Genomic DNA, 18,918 nt, shown 5'->3' with positions numbered 1-18,918 from the left:
AACTATGTTATATTCTAATGAAAGAATACGACTGTGCACTCATTGGTCATTAATAATTGCTCCTCACTCATATAAGGAAGTTTTTTATGTCAAAGTCAGATGTTTCAGGTAAAAAAGTTGCTTTAGTAACAGGTGCGCTTGGTGGAATCGGTACAGCTATTTGTGAGAAGTTAGTGACTAATGGCTACCACATTATCGCGACCTTGAGTCAAGAAGATCCTGAGCGTACAAAAAAGTGGTGCGAAGATAATGGATTTGATTCGGATAACTTTGAGTTTCTTGCTGTTGATTTGAGTAATCACGAAACTGCGATGGCAGCGATCAAGCAGACAATCGATAAGTACGACAGTATTTATGCTTTGATAAATGGAGCGGGTATCACTCGTGATAGCAGCTTCAAAAAAATGAGCTTTGCGCAGTGGCAGCAGGTAATAGAGACTAACTTGACGTCTCTTTATACTATCGTACATCCAGTTTTCGTCAAAATGCTAGAACAAAAAACTGGCCGCATCGTCAATATCAGTTCGATAAACGGCTTACGTGGTCAGTATGGTCAAACGAACTATTCAGCCGCCAAAGCAGGCATTATTGGATTTACTAAGGCGCTAGCGTATGAAGGGGCTTCTTCATCAGTTACCGCCAACGTTGTCGCTCCTGGTTATACATATACGCCTATGGTAGAGAGCGTACCTGAACATATTATGGATAAAATTAAAGAAACCATTCCTATGAGTCGTTTGGCTAGTGCAAAAGAAATTGCAGCTGCTTGTATGTATCTTATCAGTGATGATGCCATATTTGTCACAGGTGAAACCATATCAGTAAATGGTGGTCAATATATGTCCTAGTTCTACTGTTAAATAAGCCGTGTTTGTTACATTACTCAATAAAGCGGCAAACTTAATAACATTATAATGTTTTCTTAACATTTAACACTTATGACTTACTCTCAACCGTCAATATACGGAGCAACAACATGTCACAACAGACCCCGCAAGATTATATGAACCAGTTCAATGAAAACGCAAAGAAAATGTTCGAGCCTTGGACAAAGCTAAATCAATCATTCGATACAAGGAGTAATGATATGTCACAGCAGACCCCGCAAGATTATGTCAATCAGTTCAATGAAAGTGCACAGAAAATGTTTGAGCCTTGGACCAAGCTGAATCAAGCTTTTTTAAAAAACGCTGAAATGATGACCGAGTTTTCACTTATCACTATTAAGACCTACGCAGAAATGGGTCTAGAGAATATGCGTCAAGTTTCTGAAATAGATTCTCCAGAATCTGCCAAAGACTTTAGCAGTAAGCAAGCAGAGATGCTTAATACCATCAGTCAAAAGATGCTGTCAGATGCTCAGCGCATGACAGAGCTTGGTAGCAATATGCATGATGATGTTATGAAAGTCTTAAGTGAGGTTCAAGGTAAAACCAGTGAGCAGATGCAAGAAAATATGCAAAAAACTGCTAGCCAGGCTACAAAGACAGGTCAAGAGTATGCAGCAAACATGAATAAGATGGCTGAGCAGTTTACTGAGCAAGCCACAAAAGCTGCAAAAACTGCTACGGGTGCAAATACTAAGTCAGATACAAAAGCAGATGCGAAAACGAACACAAGCTCAAATACCAAGACGAGTACGAAGACTGGAAGCAGTAGTACCAGCAGTACGGGCAAAACAACAAATAAGTAATTGTAATTACTGATAAATTTAAACATCTTATTGGTTGTTATTGATAAGATATCATGTAATTATTAGACTTAAAAGGTGGGTTAGAGAACTCTATCCCATCTTTTTTTTATTGTATTAGCTGTGTTGAGTCAGTGTACTTGTGCTTTCGTACAAACAAGATGTATTTTATAACTATACTAACTATATATTGTTTAAAGTTTCATATGGCTTAAAGCCAGTATCGTTTATGGATAGGAAAATAGGTGCAGATATGGATAATCATAAGTCCGATAAAAATAATCAACAGTTCGATGATAAAGTAAGTAAGTCATCGCACGAGTCAAATACACAAGACAGTCAGAATAATCAAAATAGCCAAGATAGCACTAGTGAGGCCTTTAACTTTAGTAGCTTTGGTCAACAATATTTAGATCAGTTGAACCAAGTGAATCAGTTCAATCAATCTTTATTTGATCAGTCTAATCAAGCTTCAAACCCATTTGAAGCCAATATGAAGCTGTGGCAAAACTCAATCAATAATTTTGGCAACTTCATGATGCCAAATGTCACTGGAAATGCTGATTCGCACAAGTCCGACTCACGGCAAGATGATAAAAATAAGGACCAACAAAGCGCTGATAACGATATGGGAGATCTTAACGAGTTGTCCCAAAAGTTTTTTAGTGAGACGTTAAAACGAGTCGGCCAAGATGACAATATAAGCCAATCTCTGATGCTCAATATGATAGATGGATGGCAAAAGTTCAGCACAGGCGTAGCAGACAAAAGCCCCACTGCATTAATCGAACAACAGATGAATCTGTGGAAACAACAGTTCCAGCTGTATCAAAATACCCTGATGAAGGGCTCTGAAGACCAAACACAACCTCTTGTCACCCCAGAAAAAGGCGATAAACGCTTTACAGATGAAGAATGGACAAACAATCCTATTTTTGACTTTCTAAAACAAAGCTATCTACTAACTGCTAATGGCATGATGGATACCATTGATAATACTGAAGGGGTTGATGAAAAAACCCGCCAACGTTTATCGTTCTTTACGCGTCAATGGCTAAACGCAATGGCACCAAGTAATTTTTTATGGAGTAATCCTGAAATACTGCGCTTGACCATGGAGTCAAAGGGACAAAATCTAGTAAGAGGACTCAAGCAGCTAACAGAAGACATGGAGAAGAGCTCCAAAATGCTGAGCATTCGCATGACGGATCACGATGCGTTTAAGCTTGGTGAAAACATCGCTACGACGACAGGCAAAGTGGTGTTCCGTAATCGGTTGTTTGAATTGATACAATACAATCCAACGACAGCCAAAGTGAAAAAACGTCCTTTATTGATTGTGCCGCCATGGATTAATAAATTTTATATCATGGACCTAAAAGAGAAAAACTCATACATTCGTTGGGCGCTCAACGAAGGTCATAGTGTCTTTGTGATGTCGTGGGCCAATCCAACGCAGGCTTATAAAGACGTCGATATGAAAGACTATATGCACGAAGGGTTGCTGACTGCTTTAGATGTCATTGAAGAGATTACTGGTGAGTCGGCAGCCAATGTCATTGGTTATTGCATCGGTGGTATGTTGCTGGCATTGACTTTATCTTGGTTGACTGAAAATAAGCAGGCAGATCGTATTGCCAGTGCGACTTTTTGGGCCACCATATTTGACTTTAGCGATCCTGGAGACTTAGGCGTATTTATTGATGAACGTACGGTGAGTGCGCTTGAACAAGAAGGAGAACAGAAAGGGGTATTTGACGGACGTCTGATGGGCGCAGCCTTTAGTCTATTGCGCGAAAACAGCCTCTATTGGAATTATTATGTACAAAACTACCTAAAAGGGGAGCGACCAATTCCTTTTGATCTCTTATATTGGAACTCTGATGCCACCAACGTGACTGCCGCATTGCACAGCTTTGTACTACGCGAGCTGTATTTGGGTAATAAGATGATCAAAAAAGGCGAGCTGTCCTACGACGGTGTAAAGATTGATTTGTCAAAAGTGACTATTCCAACCTATGTTGTAGCGACGTTACAAGATCATATCGCCAAATGGAAAGGAAGCTATGCGTCTACACAAGTGCTGGGCGGTGATGTTACCTTTGTACTCGGTGAGTCAGGGCATATCGCCGGTATCATCAACCCGCCAACGGGTAAGTATGGCTTTTATACCCATGAAGATTATGTCGCCGATCCTGATGAATGGTATGCCAAAGCTAAAAAGCACGACAAGAGCTGGTGGCTACATTGGAGCGAATGGATCGATAAGCACAGCGCAGGCGAAGTAGACAGCAGACAGCCAGGTGTACAGCACACAGGTAAAGAATGGCAGTTATTATCTGACGCACCAGGAGAGTATGTACACGTGAGAGCGGATGAGGCTTTACGCTCTATGAATTCCTAATTAATGTATGCTTAAGCCTTATCCAATCAACAATGGTGGCAGTATATAAAAAACATTCACGTTAACTCAAAATTGGAAGCACCTATGTCAGACATTATTGAAGAAAATATTGAAAATCCAGACAAAGCCGAAGTATGGTTAAGTCGTAGCAATCCACATCATAGAGCCACAGGTTTGATACCGAACTTTAAGGAGATGGTAAACCATCAATTTTACAAAAATGAAAGTACTATAGAAGAGCTCAACCTACAAAATCACTATAGGACAGATAGCGCTGGTTTGTTAATAGAGATTACTTGTAAGCATCTACAACAAAACCATCAACAAATCCAAGAAAGCATACAGACGTTAAATCAAGACAAAAATGCCATCATAAAAAGCTGGCAAAAGACGTCTAACCCAAAAAGACTATGGCAAGAATGGTTGAGCTATAGCACAGATAGTAGTAAACGATTTTTACAAACAGTCGACGTACTCAAGGAGCGCGGTGACATTTTTCTTGAGCATGAGCTGGCTGGCTGCCCGCCAGTCTTAGATTATGATTATCAAGTAATCATGGATGCAAGCAAGTTTGAACGCCCGTGCAACTATGTCTTGCTAAGAATAGAACCCCCTAAAGGGTTTGTCACCAATGCTGATGAGCGCCCTTATATCGTCATTGATCCTAGAGCTGGGCATGGCGCAGGTATTGGCGGTTTTAAACATGAAAGCCAAGTTGGTGTTGCGCTCAATCAAGGCCATCCTGTGTATTTTGTGGCGTTTAAACGTCTTCCAGAGCCAACACAAACCATTGCCGATATTACTTACGCCGAAGGAAAGTTTGTCCGTGAAGTAGAAAAAAGACACCCAAATGCAGAATCACCAGTAATCATTGGTAACTGTCAGGGTGGATGGGCAGCGCTTATCTTGGCCGCGACCAATCCAGATATTAAAGGTCCTATCGTCTTAAACGGTGCGCCTATTTCAGCTTGGAGCGGAGAGGTTGGGGTCAACCCAATGCGTTACAAAGCAGGCGTCAACGGTGGCACTTGGCTATCCATGCTTAGCGCAGATATGAATAATGGCGTGTTTGATGGGGCAGCACTGGTCGATAATTTTGAGAAAATGACCCCTTATCGAAACTACGTGGGAAAATACTACGATCTGTACAAAAACCCGGAGGCTAACCGTCAGCGCTTTCTTGACTTTGAGCGTTGGTGGGGTGGTTTTTTCTTAATGAATGACAAAGAGATTCAGTGGATTGTAGAAAATATCTTTGTCGGTAATCGCTTGGCTCGCAATACCGCACAGCTTGAAAAAGGGACAAATATTGACCTGCGTAATGTCAAGGCACCTATTATCGCTTTTGCTTCACATGGTGATGATATTACCCCGCCTCCTCAAGCATTATCATGGATTCTAGATGCTTATAGTGACGAGCGAGATGTTGAGGTTTGCGGTCAACGTATTATCTATATGATTCATGAGCAAGTAGGCCATTTAGGTATCTTTGTCAGCTCCAAAATTGCCAATCATGAGCATACAGGTATAGCCTCAATCATGGATATGATTGAAGTTTTACCACCAGGATTGTATGAGTTGCACATTGATCATATTGAGGGATCGGGGCAAGAAAAAACGTTTACCGTTGATCTAAAACGTCGTACTTTTGAAGATTTAAATCAAGCGCTAGGAGACGACCGAACCGATGAAGAATTATTCAAAGCGGTACACCGCTACTCGATGACTCAAACTCAAGCTTACGAGCATAACATGCGTCCCTTAGTAAAGGCTATGAGCAATGAGACTTCTGCTCAGTTTCTTCGTACTATGCATCCAATGAGGCTCCAAAGAAGCATATGGAGTAGTAGAAATCCGCTAGCAGTAGCTACTTGTCATTTGAGTAAAGCAATGACTAGTACAACCGATAATCAGCAGAGCGAAGACTTCGTCCCTGCAAAAAAAGCCAAAAAAACGCATCATTCTTCTGATAGTTATGCCAGAGTGAAACTGCCAGCCATCGAATCTATGCAGCAGGACAACCTTTTCTTGCAAGTAGAGCAAATGTTTATGGATAGTGTCAGAGTGACGCTAGACTTTTGGCGAGATTGGCAAGGTAGGTTCACAGAGAGTGTGTTTTTTGGAGTTTGGTCCATGCCTTGGTTTCGCGAATACGGAAAATCTGTAGGCTCACGTCGTCTTTTAAATAAAGATGAGTTGCATGAATTGCCAAAGGTAGAGGAAGCGCTGACCAAAATCGCAGAAGGCGACTTTAGTGAAGCAGTTGTGCGTATGATGATCTTATGCAATATTGTCGCTGATAACAATATAGACCGTGACCAGCTCATGCGTTTGACCGAAGTACTTACTGAGCAAAAACCATTTACTCAATTATCGCACGCTGATTTGGCGGCTATGATACATACTCAGACGCTTATCGTTCGTTTTGCTGAAGACGCTTCTATCAAGTCATTAAGCACCCTAATAAAAGCCAAGTCAAAACGCATTGAGGCCTTTAAGTTGGTTTGCTATGTGGTTGGTAATAAGTTAGAGGACAAGAACTTTGAAACGGTAACAATGATGAGAGATATTAAAGCGGTACTAAATCTGACGGACGCCGATATTAAGTAGGCGTTTCTATAAAAGTGAAAACCTCAAGTATTCATTTACTTGGGGTTTTTTACGTTTTAAAACTATGCTATTAATAACAGCTAAATAACAGCTTGGAATAATAGTTATTATCAATAGGTAAGTCTGAGCATTATTTATAACTTTCTTATTAAAAAATGGACAAAACACGGAATATAACAATATGGAATATACCCACATAGCGAGAGAGTCATTAGGCTTTTTCCCGACACCATTAATTGAGCTCAAAAGATTAAGTAAAGCGCTTGATGGCCCTAAGATTTTTATGAAAAGAGATGATAATACAGGGCTGGCGTTGGGTGGTAACAAGACCCGTAAGCTTGAGTTTATCATCGGTGATGCGCTGGCCAAAGGTGCTGATACGATCATTACTGCAGGTGCAGCCCAATCAAACCATTGTCGCCAGACAGCCGCCGCTGCTGCAAGCTTGGGTCTTGAATGTCACTTAGTATTAGGCGGAGAGGAGCCTGAGCAAGTAAGTGGCAATCTATTATTGGATAAAATATTCGGTTGTCATATTCACTGGGCAGGAACCAACCGCAAAGGTGAGGATATTCCTCAAATCGTTGAGCAACTAACCAAAGCAGGTAAAAATGTCTATGTGGTGCCTTATGGCGGTTCAAGCGAGCGAGGTGCTCTAGCATTTGTAGAAGCCTTTAAAGAGCTAGAGTCGCAGCGTGAAAGCATAAACGAGACATTCACTCATATCGTCTTTGCCTCCAGCTCTGGTGGCACACAAGCAGGTCTGATGCTTGGAAACAAAATGTTCAACTCGCCTTATCAGATAGTGGGCATCAACATTGATAAGGGCGAAACGGATAAAGTGCCTTTTGATCAATATACTGTCGCACTTGCTAACAGTACAGCAACGCTAATCAATGCAAATTATAAGTTTTCAGAGTCCGATTTGATTCTTAATTCTGATTATGTTGGCGAGGGTTATGGTGTGGTTGGCAAACTCGAAAATGAAGCTATTGAGATGACTGCGCAAACAGAGGGAATATTGTTAGATCCAGTTTATACGGGTCGCGCAATGGGCGGACTTATCGATATGATTCGTACAGGCCAGATTAAAAAAACCGATCGTGTTTTGTTTTGGCATACGGGCGGTGCGCCTGCTTTATTTGCCTATTCAAGCGATTTGGATGTCACTCAAAAAAGCTAACATGAGTGTCGTTTAAAACATCCAAAAAAAGAGCTACCCAAGATTGTGCTTATAATCTTGGATAGCTTATTTCTTATGCAAACACTTTTTTATTTACTATATTCAATATGTAATAAAGCGGAATCATTCATAATGGCTACTGGTATTAGTTTTACTTACTTGCTGTAGCTAGTAGACAGATGCTGCGAAAAATTCATACCAGTAGCCCTGTATCTTGTTATCATCGTTTGACTATTTACGATAATTGCTCGCGGTTATGCGGCGTATTAAAGTCAAGATAAGGACCGATAGGTACGATACCAGTTGGGTTGATGTTGGCATGACTGGTGTAATAATGGACCTTGATATGTTCCATATTGACGGTCTCTGCTATACCCGGCACTTGGTACAAGTCCCGCAGATAGCCCCAAAGGTTAGGGTAGTCGACGATACGGCGCAGATTACATTTAAAATGACCGACGTACACGGCATCGTAACGCACAAGCGTGGTAAACAAACGCCAATCGGCTTCGGTAATAGTATTACCAACCAAATAACGCTGATTCTCTAAGCGCTTTTCCAGTACATCTAACGCATCAAATAGCGCATTCACGGCTTCTTCGTAAGCTGCTTGCGTGGTTGCAAAGCCGGATTTGTAAACCCCATTATTGACAGCAGAATATACAAATGCATTAATCTCATCAATCTCTGCTAATAGCTCTGACGGTATAAAATTACCTGGTAGCGCACCAACCTCATCAAAGGCTGAATTGAACATACGAATGATTTCAGATGACTCATTACTGACGATAGTGTTGGTTTTTTTGTCCCATAAAATAGGGACAGTGACGCGCCCTGTATAGTCTGATTTTGCTTTAGTGTATATCTCATAAGCGTAGTTAGCATGTGAGATAGGGTCGGCAATGACACCCGCGCCATCTGCAAATGTCCAGCCGTGATCACCCATATAAGGATGAACGACCGATAGCGAAATCATATCTTCCAAACCTTTGAGCTTACGATAAATAGTCGTACGATGCGCCCAAGGGCATGCTAGAGACACATACAGATGATAGCGATTGGGCTCAGCCTTAAAGCCGCCTGCACCTGTTGGTCCTGCGCTACCGTCTTTGGTAATCCAGTTTCTAAAGCCTGACTCTTCGCGTTTAAAATGGCCGCCACTAGCGTCGGTATCGTACCATTTGTCCTGCCATTTGCCATCGACTAATAAGCCCATACCGATCTCCTGTTTATGCTGATTTTGGTATTGATTGTCTATGTAAATTTGAATAAAAAACGACTATAAATAGGATTGATAAAGATAGATTGGTTTTAATATTTATTGAAAAACTAGCGCAAAGAGGCGCTATCTTCTTATAATTTTGTAGTTATCACCAAGCATTTATCTCGTTCGTAATCAATCCTACCGTTATATAGTCATTATAGTTTATGGGCTATAGACAGATAAACAGCAATAATCACAAATGAAAGTTCTTATTTAAAGAACAATGATAAACCAGATTAGGATGTATTGGGCATTAACGACAAACCAGCCGTAAAAAATAGCGAAGCAGTAAGCTTTTAGTTTTCATCCCAAAAGTTACCCTTCGCTATGTCTTGTACAATGCTTATTGTTGAAACTTGGGCAGTACCAAAATCCAGTCAATGTTGCTATTTAGCTGTGACTTACTTGAGTATCATAATCAACGAGCTGTTCTGGTTCAGAGGTCTCACTAAGAATACGATTGCCCACGACACCAGAGGTAATTGAGCCACTAACATTGACTAAAGTACGCATCATATCGATTAACGGTTCAATTGATATCAACAAACCAGCAAGCTCTAACGGCATTCCTAAGGTTGATAGTACAATGATGGCTGCAAATGTCGCTCCGCCACCAACTCCCGCGACCCCAAATGAGGCAATCATAGATATGCCAATGACGGAGGCTATAAACCCTATTGACCAAGGATTAAGCCCCATAGTAGGAGCAATCATAATAGCCAACATGGCAGGATACACCCCGGCACAACCGTTTTGACCGATGGTTGCACCAAACGATGCTGAAAAATTCGCAATGGGCTTAGCAATACCAAGCTTATTAATTTGTACATCAATATTTAAAGGAATAGTGGCTGCTGAGCTGCGTGATGTAAAGGCAAACGTGAGTACAGGCGCGATTTTTTTAAAGTGTTTGATGGGTGAGCGCCCTGCTAATAAAATAATAAGTGCGTGCATAATCAACACAATGAATAGGGCAACGTAGGAGGCAAGTAGGAATTTTGCCAATTGCCAAACCGCACTGGCATCGGTAGTGACAATGACTTTAATCATTAAAGCAAAGACACCGTAAGGGGTTAGGCGGATAATAAAACGTACCAATGCCATTACCCAACTTTGCAGGATGTCGATACCACGAATTATCACGGCCCCTTTTTCAGGCTCTTTTGCGTTAACCGTTAAGGCAGCTATCCCTAATAAACTTGCAATAACTACAGCAGATATCATCGAAGTGCTTTCTAAACCTGCAAACGTCGCACCAATACTAGTGGGAATAAAGCTTAGAATTAATCCTGGTATGGTCAGATCAGAAACTTCAGTGCTTTTCTCAATCATGTTTTGTCCACGCTCAATTTCTGCCTGACCGGCAACAATAGAGCTGGCATCAAGATTGAATAAATTGGCAACAATCGCACCGTCTAAGGCGGCAAGCCCTGTCGTGATTAATAAAGTGCCGATAATCCAAAAGCTCATAGAGCCAATCATGGACGCTTTTTCTAAACGAGCGATCGCTGCCAAGATTGAAATAAATACCAAGGGCATCGCAATCATCTTAAGCAAATTGACATAGCCATTTCCAACAATGCTTACCCAAGGTAGAAAATCGGTAGTATCGATATTAAGCGTTGAAAGTACTAGCCCATAACCAACGCCGACAAACAAACCTAGGAAAACACTACGACTTAACGAATCACTCTGGCGGTGATAACGCCACAAGCCGTATAGTAATGCTATAAAGACAGCCACTAGTAACAACAACTGCATTACAAACTCCTAAAAAGTCAAAAAATGAATAACAAAGGAGTGATTATCCTGATTTTGGGCATAAGGTCTAACATCAAGTTATTATGATGTTATTCCTTTTAGGAATAAAGAGTAAGTCTAGTTGGATTCTTAAAAGACTTACTTGTTAGTAGTATATACTGACAGGTAAAACTGCCGATAGCTGGGTAATCAGCCCGATAGTCGGCAGAGTAACCAATTAAGACTCAATGTACCTTTTGGCCAAAGCCGTTTTGTCCATGCTGTTTTGGCAATATAGCGCTAATTAAGAGCCTGAGCTTGCAGGTGGTATTAACGGGAGTACGCTAGTAGGACTTTTAGTGTTCACTCTGTGTTAATAGGACTTGGCGTCATTAGCAGGCGTATCTTTGGGCGAGAAGCCAAAGTGTTGTTTATAAATACGCGAGAAGTAACTTTGATCGGTAAAACCAACTTGATAAGCAACCTCAGCAACAGAGCTATAATTGGCTTTGGATAATAATTTGTTCGCAGCCAGCAGTCTGGTCAGTTTGACCCACTCTGAAAACGAGTAAGGTAAGTCTTGAAACAACAGATGAATATAACGCTCAGAGATATGACAGGATTGTGAGACCAGCTTAGGAGAAATCTGAGGATTGGCTAAGTTAAAATGTATAAAGTCTTCGATCCGTTGCAGATGTGCGGCTTTTATTGTTGAGTTTTGATTGTCTGCTAGAGATAGGGTGGGTCGATGTAGAGTATGTATGATTAGGTCTAAAAGTTGTTGCTCAAGAAACTGAGACTCTACACAGGATAATTTAAAGTTAGTAGCAAGGTGCAGAGCATGGTTGATTTGATGATTAAGCAGTCGCCCTGAGCCTTGTTCAGTAGTAATGGCTTGAGCAAAATACTGCTCTATTAAACGCTGATGGTTTTCTATTCTGGCTATCGGCACTTTTAAGACTTGCAGCTTTACCGTTTCGGCATGATAAAACTGATAAGGCTGATGAGATAGCTCAATAAAGAACTGACCAGGGTAGCAAGTTAATTGCCGTTTTTGCTGTTGAAAGCACACTGAGCCATTCAATGGAAAGGTGAGTAGAATACTATCGCAAGCCTTGGATAAATCCTGTCCACTGCGCTGATAATGGACGGAATCAGCGATATAGCTTGAAATACCCATTTGAGCTAGAGTAGCTTGTTGAAGTTGACCTGTGAACTGGTTGGGGTTTTTAACCTGTACTTTTAAGTCAAAATAGGTATCACTAATTGCGTTTTGCCAGCCATCAGCACTCAGTAAAGGCTCGAGTGCTCTTTGAGAGCTACTCGTGTTATCTACATGCTCATAGTGTTTTTTGCTTACGCCTTGACTATGTTCCATTTGCATTCATCCTTAAATGCTAGGTAATAAGTTTACAGCTCTTTTTTATCTCCACTTGGTTTTCAAATTTATCTTAATAGAAACGATAAATACCCTTCTCCCATAAAGAGAGAAAGGCTGGAATAATTACGACTATTATATCCACATTATTGAATTTTGCTCAACTTGTATGTGCCTGATTGATGTAGATCAGCTTGCCAGTTGGGTTTGATAACGATAGTTGTGGTTGGTTCTTCAATCAAAGCTGGACCGGTCACGACTGCTCCTGCACCCAATTTATTGCCATCATAAATAGGGGTTTGCATCCACTGATAAGTATGGTCGTGTATCATTTGGCGCTCATCAATTTTAGCGCTCTCCACCGATCCATTTTGAGCATCTAGCGTAGGGAGCTCAGGTTTTTTTACTTTACCAATGATTGAAACCTCTACATTGACAAGCTCTACAGCGCTGTCTTGTTCATCATAAGTGTATAGCTCTTTATGACGCTTGTGAAAGGCTTGCAAGATGTCTGTAGCAGCACTACTATCTATCTTTCCATTAGGTACGATGACATTACATTCATGAACCTGCCCAACATAGCGCATCTCCATAGCTCGTTCGATTTCTATATCTTCGTCACTAAACCCATCTTCTTTAAGCTTTGCAATACCATCTTGCTCAAGCCTTGTAAGGGTATCGTTTAATGCTTCTAGCTCAGCATCTGCAGACATAATCATAATTTGAGTGGCTAGATACGAGTATTTGACATCAGAGATAATCTGTCCAAAAGCACACAAGCATGACGCTATCTTAGGCACAAGTATCGTATTGATACCCATCTCCTCTGCTAGTGAGATTATGTGCATACCAGCAGCACCGCCTGCACAAACCAAAGCAAAGTCGCGAGGGTCATAGCCTTTTTCGATAGTGATACGGCGAATACCATTGGCCATGTTTTGATTAACAATCGTACTAATACCATAAGCTGCATGAGGTAAGTCGATATCTAGTGGCTTGGCAATATGCTCATTGATAGCAGCCTTTGCTTTATCTTCATCTAAAGTGACAATCCCGCCTAGTACTGCACCAGACTGCAAATATCCCAATACTAAGTTTGCATCAGTAACCGTCGGTAGTGTGCCACCTTTACCATAACACGCAGGTCCTGGGGTCGCGCCTGCACTTTGTGGACCGACCTCTAGCATGCCAAAGTTATTGATATGACCAATAGAGCCACCACCAGCACCTAGGGTTTCGACATGAATCATAGGTACACCAATGCGATTGCGCAAAAAGTCAATATCGCGATTTAGACTGGTTTTGCCATCTTTTGCTAGTGTAATATCGAACGAGGTACCACCCATATCGACTGTAATCACGTTATTAATACCGAAAGGTTCAGCGATATATAATCCCGCTTGCGGTGCAGAGGCAGGCCCTGAGTTGATCGCATTAACCGCACGCTCTTTCATGACTTCACCCAATGCAAGCCCGCCATTAGATTGGAAGTAACGTACTGGTTGATCAGCGCCCAGTTGTTTAAAGTAATCATCTATCTTATAGACATAAGATGACATAATCGGACTTAGATAGGCGTTAACTAGGGTTGTTGAGGTGCGCGTATACTCTTTAATTTGGGGATAGACCTCACTGCCGCAGCAGACAAATACGTCTGGCATATGCTGCTGTATCAGCTCTTTTGCACGCTGCTCGTGTTTGGTATCGCGAATTGACCATACAAAAGAGATGGCCACGCTTTTGACGTTTTGACGTTTTAGTTCTTCTATGGCTTGTAAAATATCGTCTTCATTGAGCTCTTCACGCTCTGTCCCATCGGCAAGTATTCGACCACGAATAGGGAAGCGCAAATCCCGCGGAGCTATCTGCGGCGCTGGCGGGTAGCTTGCATCGTAGCGGTGACCTTCTTCTTTATGACCCAGACGAATCTCAATACTGTCTTCATGACCTTCCGTACAGAGTAGTCCTACTTTTACCCCTTTCATTTGAATCAGAGCGTTTAGGGCAACGGTGGTACCATTAATACACAAGTCGCAGGCTTGGATAATCTCAGTAATTGGGCGATCAAATTTTTCGGAAATCTGTTGCAGCCCGTTTGCAATCGCTTTAGTACCGTCCTCTGGGGTAGAAGGGGCTTTAAATAGATGTATATCGCCCCCGTTTTCAGCCAACACAAAATCTGTAAAAGTACCACCAGCATCTACGCCTAAACGAAATTCATAACTCATAATTCATCCTTAAACTTTTCTATTTTATATGTAGAGTCAGCACATCCCTGTGCCAACTATGCCGCCTCTGCCCGTAATGCTTGAGTCGCTTTTTCATCTAGTTGCATGGTTTTGCTATCAATGACGACACCGTATTCTTTTGCAGCAGCAGCTACAGAGACAATCCCTTCGATGACATCACGTAATACAGCTTCTGGTTCACGCTCAAAAGAGCGACCAAAGCCGCCGCCACCAGGATTGGTATTTCGCGCGCGTTCTCCTGACTTGATCTCAATTACTGTATTGTGAAGATGCACATCAGTCTCGCCGCCTTCACGGAACACTTCTAATTTACCCAGTTTGAGCTCTGGTGAGATTTGCTCAGCTCCGCCTGCACCCATCGTTGGAATATGACGTCCTTCACCAAAAGCAACGACGGTCATGGTATGATCGAGGGGCTCTACCTCCCAAACTGTACCGCAGCCGCCGCGCAAGCGTCCTGCGCCGCCACTATCTTCTGCCAGTCCATACTTATGGACGACGATGGGATATTGATATTCTAATAACTCGATATCACCTGAGCTTAACGCACCAAAGCAGCACAAAGGTCCGCAAGCATGCCAACCATCCATTTGCTGAGTGGCGCCTGCGCCTGAGATAATAGAGGCCAATACCATGGTGACATATTGCTCGCCCGTTTTTGGATCAATACCAGCGATGTTGACCCCTGATGAGTGTCCCCACGATGCCGTTACGCGCTCAGGTGCAGCATTTTCAAGCGCTTTACGCACCGCATCTGTCAATGTCTCCATTGGTGTAGTGGTACAGTTCACATGAGGCGCAGGCTCTTTGGCATTACATAGCGTGCCATGCTCACCTAAATCTACGGTAACGCAGCGATACAAACCTTCATTGTAAGGAGGATCTACTTGGGCGAACATCATAAGTCCAAGCAAGACGCCTGACATTGAGTTACCAGCATAAGAGTTAATAAAATAAGGAACTTGTGGCGGGCTATCTATCTGAATATGTACATCGCTACCTTTGATAGTGATGTCTGCACTGATAGTCAAATCGCCAAGGCCATGCCCTGAATCTTCCAGAACGGCCTCGCCATGATATTCACCATCATTAAGGGATTCGATGAGCGAGCGCATGTGTTTGTCAGCCATGCTTTTTAGCTCTTCGATGGCAGCACGAACTGTCTCTACACCATATTTGTCTAGCAGCGCAATCATATTACGTTCACCGACCGCGCAAGCACCATATTGCGCATTCAAATCACCTTCTTGATTGCGGCGTGAGCGCATATTGCTATGGATCAGATTGATAACATCATCACGTCTAACGCCTTTTTCCCATATTTTAATCGGTGGAATGCGTAATCCTTCGGCGTAGATCTCTTTGGCATCTGGATTATAACCAGCAGGTACAGGGCCGCCGATATCGGTGACATGACCTTTACATACCGTCCAAAATACCAGCTCACCTTCATAAAACACAGGCTTATACATACAGCAATCTAAAATATGACTGCCCATAACGACAGGGTCATTATGATAAATAATGTCGCCTTCATGAACATCGTCGCCATAAAATTCTGCCACCGCTTTCATGGCTGGCATCAATGAGCCTAGATGAATAGGAATGTCTTGTCCTTGCAAAATCATCTCAGGCAAATGATCAAACAGCGCATTACTATAATCATGCGCTAGATTAAATACACTAGAGCGCGCTGTTTTTTCTAAAGTAAGTGTCATCTCGCGCTGCGCGGTTTCTAACGCGCCGCGGACAACGGATAAAGTGATAGGATCGAGGGTGGTTGAAGCTTGGGTCGAGGTGTTTTTAGCTTGATTCATGATTCACTCCTTGTAATCTTATTATCGCACTGGCTTTACTATAACAATGCTAACCACAAATAAATGGATTGAGCAGGTACAGTATTTGACTGTCAGCGCACCTTTTATCTTATATGGTTAACTAACTGTTGGTTTTGGTGTGAGTTGTAAAACGTGTTGTTGGTTTTTGGGCATCAATATCGCGTACAGAACAGTCGCTGTAATAAAGGTTAAGGTTGCATACCAATTGACCCAGCTACCACCTAAATTCATGAGCACGATTCCGACGATTGAGGCTGCGATCCAAGCGACCAATCCTGACTTATCAAATGCAGGCAAGCGCTGCGGATCAATGACGGGAACTGCGCCAAAGATATCTTCTCGTTTAGGATAGAGTATGTGGGTTAGGGCGATAGCTACCCAAGCTACGACAAATACGCCTTGATAGGCCAGTGCTTGCAACAGATAAGCAAATACATCGAGTAGCATAAGGACAAAGATAAAAGTACCAATTAATAAAGCGCCAACGAGTTTTGGAATCTGAATATTGAGGGTATCTTTGAGAAATGCTTGCAGATTGGTGGTTGCCAATAAGTAATTGGCCGTATTAATACGAGTTTGAGTAACAACCACAAAGATGAGACCGAACACACCCATCAATTTTACGAGCCCTAGCGTGATGGAGACTTCAGATAATGCACCCTCCAGTGGAATAGTGCTTACCAAATAAATCCCTGCCAGTCCGCTTAAGAAAAAAGCAACCAGATAAAAGGGGATACCAAAATTGAACCAGGATAAGAATTTGCTGTCTTCTTGCTTGCCATAACGCGCATAATCAAAGGTATACATCATCAAGACCCATATGCCCATGTAATATACGGCAACGTTCCACCAGCCAAAAGGCAGCGCTTCTTCGGGCTCTAGAGACAACCAAGCACTACTATAACCATACTTATTAGTCGCCATGACGACTGCTGCAATGAGCCCAATAATGTAGAACGGTAAGAGCACACCATTTAGTTTGTCTAGCCAGTTTTGTACGCTGCCCATAATCATAGGCACACTATAAGCCACCACGATTAAAGCGGCGATCCAGTAAGGGACAGAGGGGTAAGTTTGGCTAAAGGTGACGGCAATGACAGAGCCTTCAAATACCGCGTAATACATAGCCGTGGCAAAAAATATGAGTGTCGCTAAGGCTGCACCTTTATGACCAAATAGTACTCGAGAAAACAAAGCCACTGACATGCCTGTACGAATGGCATAGCGAGTGATAATTCCATTAATGACGCCGTAGGCGACGCAGCTTATCAATAAGCCGATAATAGCGTTCTTAGTCCCATAGTTCTCTGCCATTGCAATACCAATGACCAGATAGAACATGGCGCTACAAACGCCCCACCATGCCATGGTTAAAGAGCCTTTGGTGGCTCGGTCTGCATTTGATACCAACTCTTGGTTAGGATCAGAAGGGGGAGCAGAAGTATCCTGCCCTTGATTCTTTGGTTGTATTACACCTGCCATGTCACGCTCCTTATGATAGTCTATTGGTATTACCAACGTCATCATCGTCTATTGGCTAAACATAACTAGCGGCAAAGACTTTTGATTTGTTGACAGTAGCCACACCATGCCTTTTACGTCCTGTAAAAGAATGTTATTCCTACAATATCTATATAATTTAAAAGATAAATATAGTCATTTAACTATAGACAATACCTTAAGAAATAAAATGACTGGAGATGCAGTATTTTTGATTGAGGGTGCAGGGTTATTAGAATTTGTCGGTTGGTGGTTTTTGAGACTTACTAATTCTGAGACTGGCTAACAATGCTTTTCTGGCCTGCAGAAAATGGCATCATCGTTTTATAGCAAAATACTTTGTAGCCATTCCTGCTTTTCGCTACTATCTTGACTGCCCACAGGAGCAGGCACTAAAGCCTGCGCCGTTCCTGCTCGGCGATAACGCCTCAGGCTAAGTGCCTGCAATCCTGTGATCAGCCAAGGATATCCGCTACACTCAGGGCTAGCGGTAACATCAGGTGCTTGCAAACGATTATCGTGGTTAAGGCTATTACATTATGCAATGCTTAAAGGTTTACCTTGAGCTCAACTCTCTAAGTTTTAGTTACTTATTATCCTACTAAGAACAGAAAAACCAACTGGAGGTGGTTAAATCAAATAGCAAACTTATATAGCGTTGAATAAAAGTGACATAGCTGCTGTCCGACGCAATACCGAGCAGAGTGTATGGCTTGGTTTGAGGGGGGGGGTGGGGGCTTATTTCTTGTTCTAATGTAAAACATCTATGATGGTCGAACTATGAAAGAACCTTAAATACTATGTAAAAAATTACGATTTAATTAATCTAAAGATACCGTATAACCTATGGTTGTACCAGTTTCCTCATCATTTTTTTTAAAAGGTAAAAACCAAATATTAACAATCTTCTCTTTTTCCCAAATTTTGAAAACTTTTTCTTGTTCTATAGTGTAGGCAGATCTGTTTTCTGAATCTACTATTGAGATATAGTCTAATCCAAATAAAACCGATACAATCCTATTAACAATTGCATTTAATGAAATAAACGATGACTTATTCAAT

13 protein-coding genes are annotated in these 18,918 nt (G+C 42.0%); 5 read left to right on the top strand and 8 right to left on the bottom strand.

The genetic code is table 11. The annotated features are described in order from the left end of the window. Positions 1–86 precede the first annotated feature (86 nt). The 5 genes from phbB (at position 87) to Q0895_RS09475 (ending at position 7,887) form a co-directional block, all read left to right on the top strand. A complete protein-coding gene (gene phbB / locus Q0895_RS09495; RefSeq protein ID WP_299188187.1) occupies positions 87–848 on the top strand; it encodes an acetoacetyl-CoA reductase in 762 nt (253 codons plus the stop codon). A 128-nt stretch (positions 849–976) separates the two neighbouring features. Next, positions 977–1,693, top strand: a complete 717-nt coding sequence (locus Q0895_RS09490; RefSeq protein WP_299188185.1) for a phasin family protein — start codon at positions 977–979, stop codon at positions 1,691–1,693. A 250-nt stretch (positions 1,694–1,943) separates the two neighbouring features. After that, a complete protein-coding gene (phaC, locus tag Q0895_RS09485) occupies positions 1,944–4,094 on the top strand; it encodes a class I poly(R)-hydroxyalkanoic acid synthase (protein ID WP_299188182.1) in 2,151 nt (716 codons plus the stop codon). Positions 4,095–4,178: 84 nt separating this feature from the next. Next, complete coding sequence (locus Q0895_RS09480) at positions 4,179–6,704, top strand: DUF3141 domain-containing protein (protein WP_299188179.1); 2,526 nt, start codon at positions 4,179–4,181, stop codon at positions 6,702–6,704. A gap of 181 nt (positions 6,705–6,885) precedes the next feature. Further along, on the top strand, positions 6,886–7,887 hold the full coding sequence (locus tag Q0895_RS09475) for a D-cysteine desulfhydrase family protein (RefSeq protein ID WP_299188177.1): 1,002 nt from the start codon (positions 6,886–6,888) through the stop codon (positions 7,885–7,887). A gap of 235 nt (positions 7,888–8,122) precedes the next feature. Here Q0895_RS09475 and Q0895_RS09470 read toward each other — a convergent pair whose 3' ends face one another. The 8 genes from Q0895_RS09470 to Q0895_RS09435 form a co-directional block, all read right to left on the bottom strand. Then, positions 8,123–9,103: a glutathione S-transferase family protein gene (locus Q0895_RS09470; protein WP_299188175.1), complete on the bottom strand. Its 981-nt coding sequence runs from the start codon at positions 9,101–9,103 to the stop codon at positions 8,123–8,125. A 438-nt stretch (positions 9,104–9,541) separates the two neighbouring features. Further along, complete coding sequence (locus tag Q0895_RS09465) at positions 9,542–10,912, bottom strand: cation:dicarboxylase symporter family transporter (protein WP_299188173.1); 1,371 nt, start codon at positions 10,910–10,912, stop codon at positions 9,542–9,544. Between the two features lie 352 nt (positions 10,913–11,264). Next, on the bottom strand, positions 11,265–12,269 hold the full coding sequence (locus tag Q0895_RS09460) for a helix-turn-helix domain-containing protein (RefSeq protein ID WP_299188171.1): 1,005 nt from the start codon (positions 12,267–12,269) through the stop codon (positions 11,265–11,267). A gap of 146 nt (positions 12,270–12,415) precedes the next feature. After that, entirely contained in the window at positions 12,416–14,497 is a 2,082-nt protein-coding gene (locus Q0895_RS09455; protein ID WP_058367774.1) for a hydantoinase/oxoprolinase family protein, read from the bottom strand. Positions 14,498–14,553: 56 nt separating this feature from the next. Then, positions 14,554–16,335, bottom strand: a complete 1,782-nt coding sequence (locus Q0895_RS09450; protein WP_058367775.1) for a hydantoinase B/oxoprolinase family protein — start codon at positions 16,333–16,335, stop codon at positions 14,554–14,556. Between the two features lie 117 nt (positions 16,336–16,452). Then, the gene (locus tag Q0895_RS09445; protein WP_299188166.1) at positions 16,453–17,838 is read right to left on the bottom strand and encodes a hypothetical protein; all 1,386 of its coding nucleotides are present in this window, start codon (positions 17,836–17,838) and stop codon (positions 16,453–16,455) included. Between the two features lie 342 nt (positions 17,839–18,180). After that, positions 18,181–18,366: a hypothetical protein gene (locus Q0895_RS09440; RefSeq protein WP_299188164.1), complete on the bottom strand. Its 186-nt coding sequence runs from the start codon at positions 18,364–18,366 to the stop codon at positions 18,181–18,183. A gap of 311 nt (positions 18,367–18,677) precedes the next feature. Continuing rightward, positions 18,678–18,918, bottom strand: a 241-nt coding sequence (locus tag Q0895_RS09435) for a hypothetical protein (RefSeq protein WP_299188161.1), incomplete at its 5' end; no start/stop codon positions are given.

Origin of the sequence: uncultured Psychrobacter sp. (genome assembly GCF_947495825.1) — a bacterium.
GTDB lineage: Bacteria > Pseudomonadota > Gammaproteobacteria > Pseudomonadales > Moraxellaceae > Psychrobacter.
This window is presented reverse-complemented; position numbering and strand designations above follow the sequence as displayed.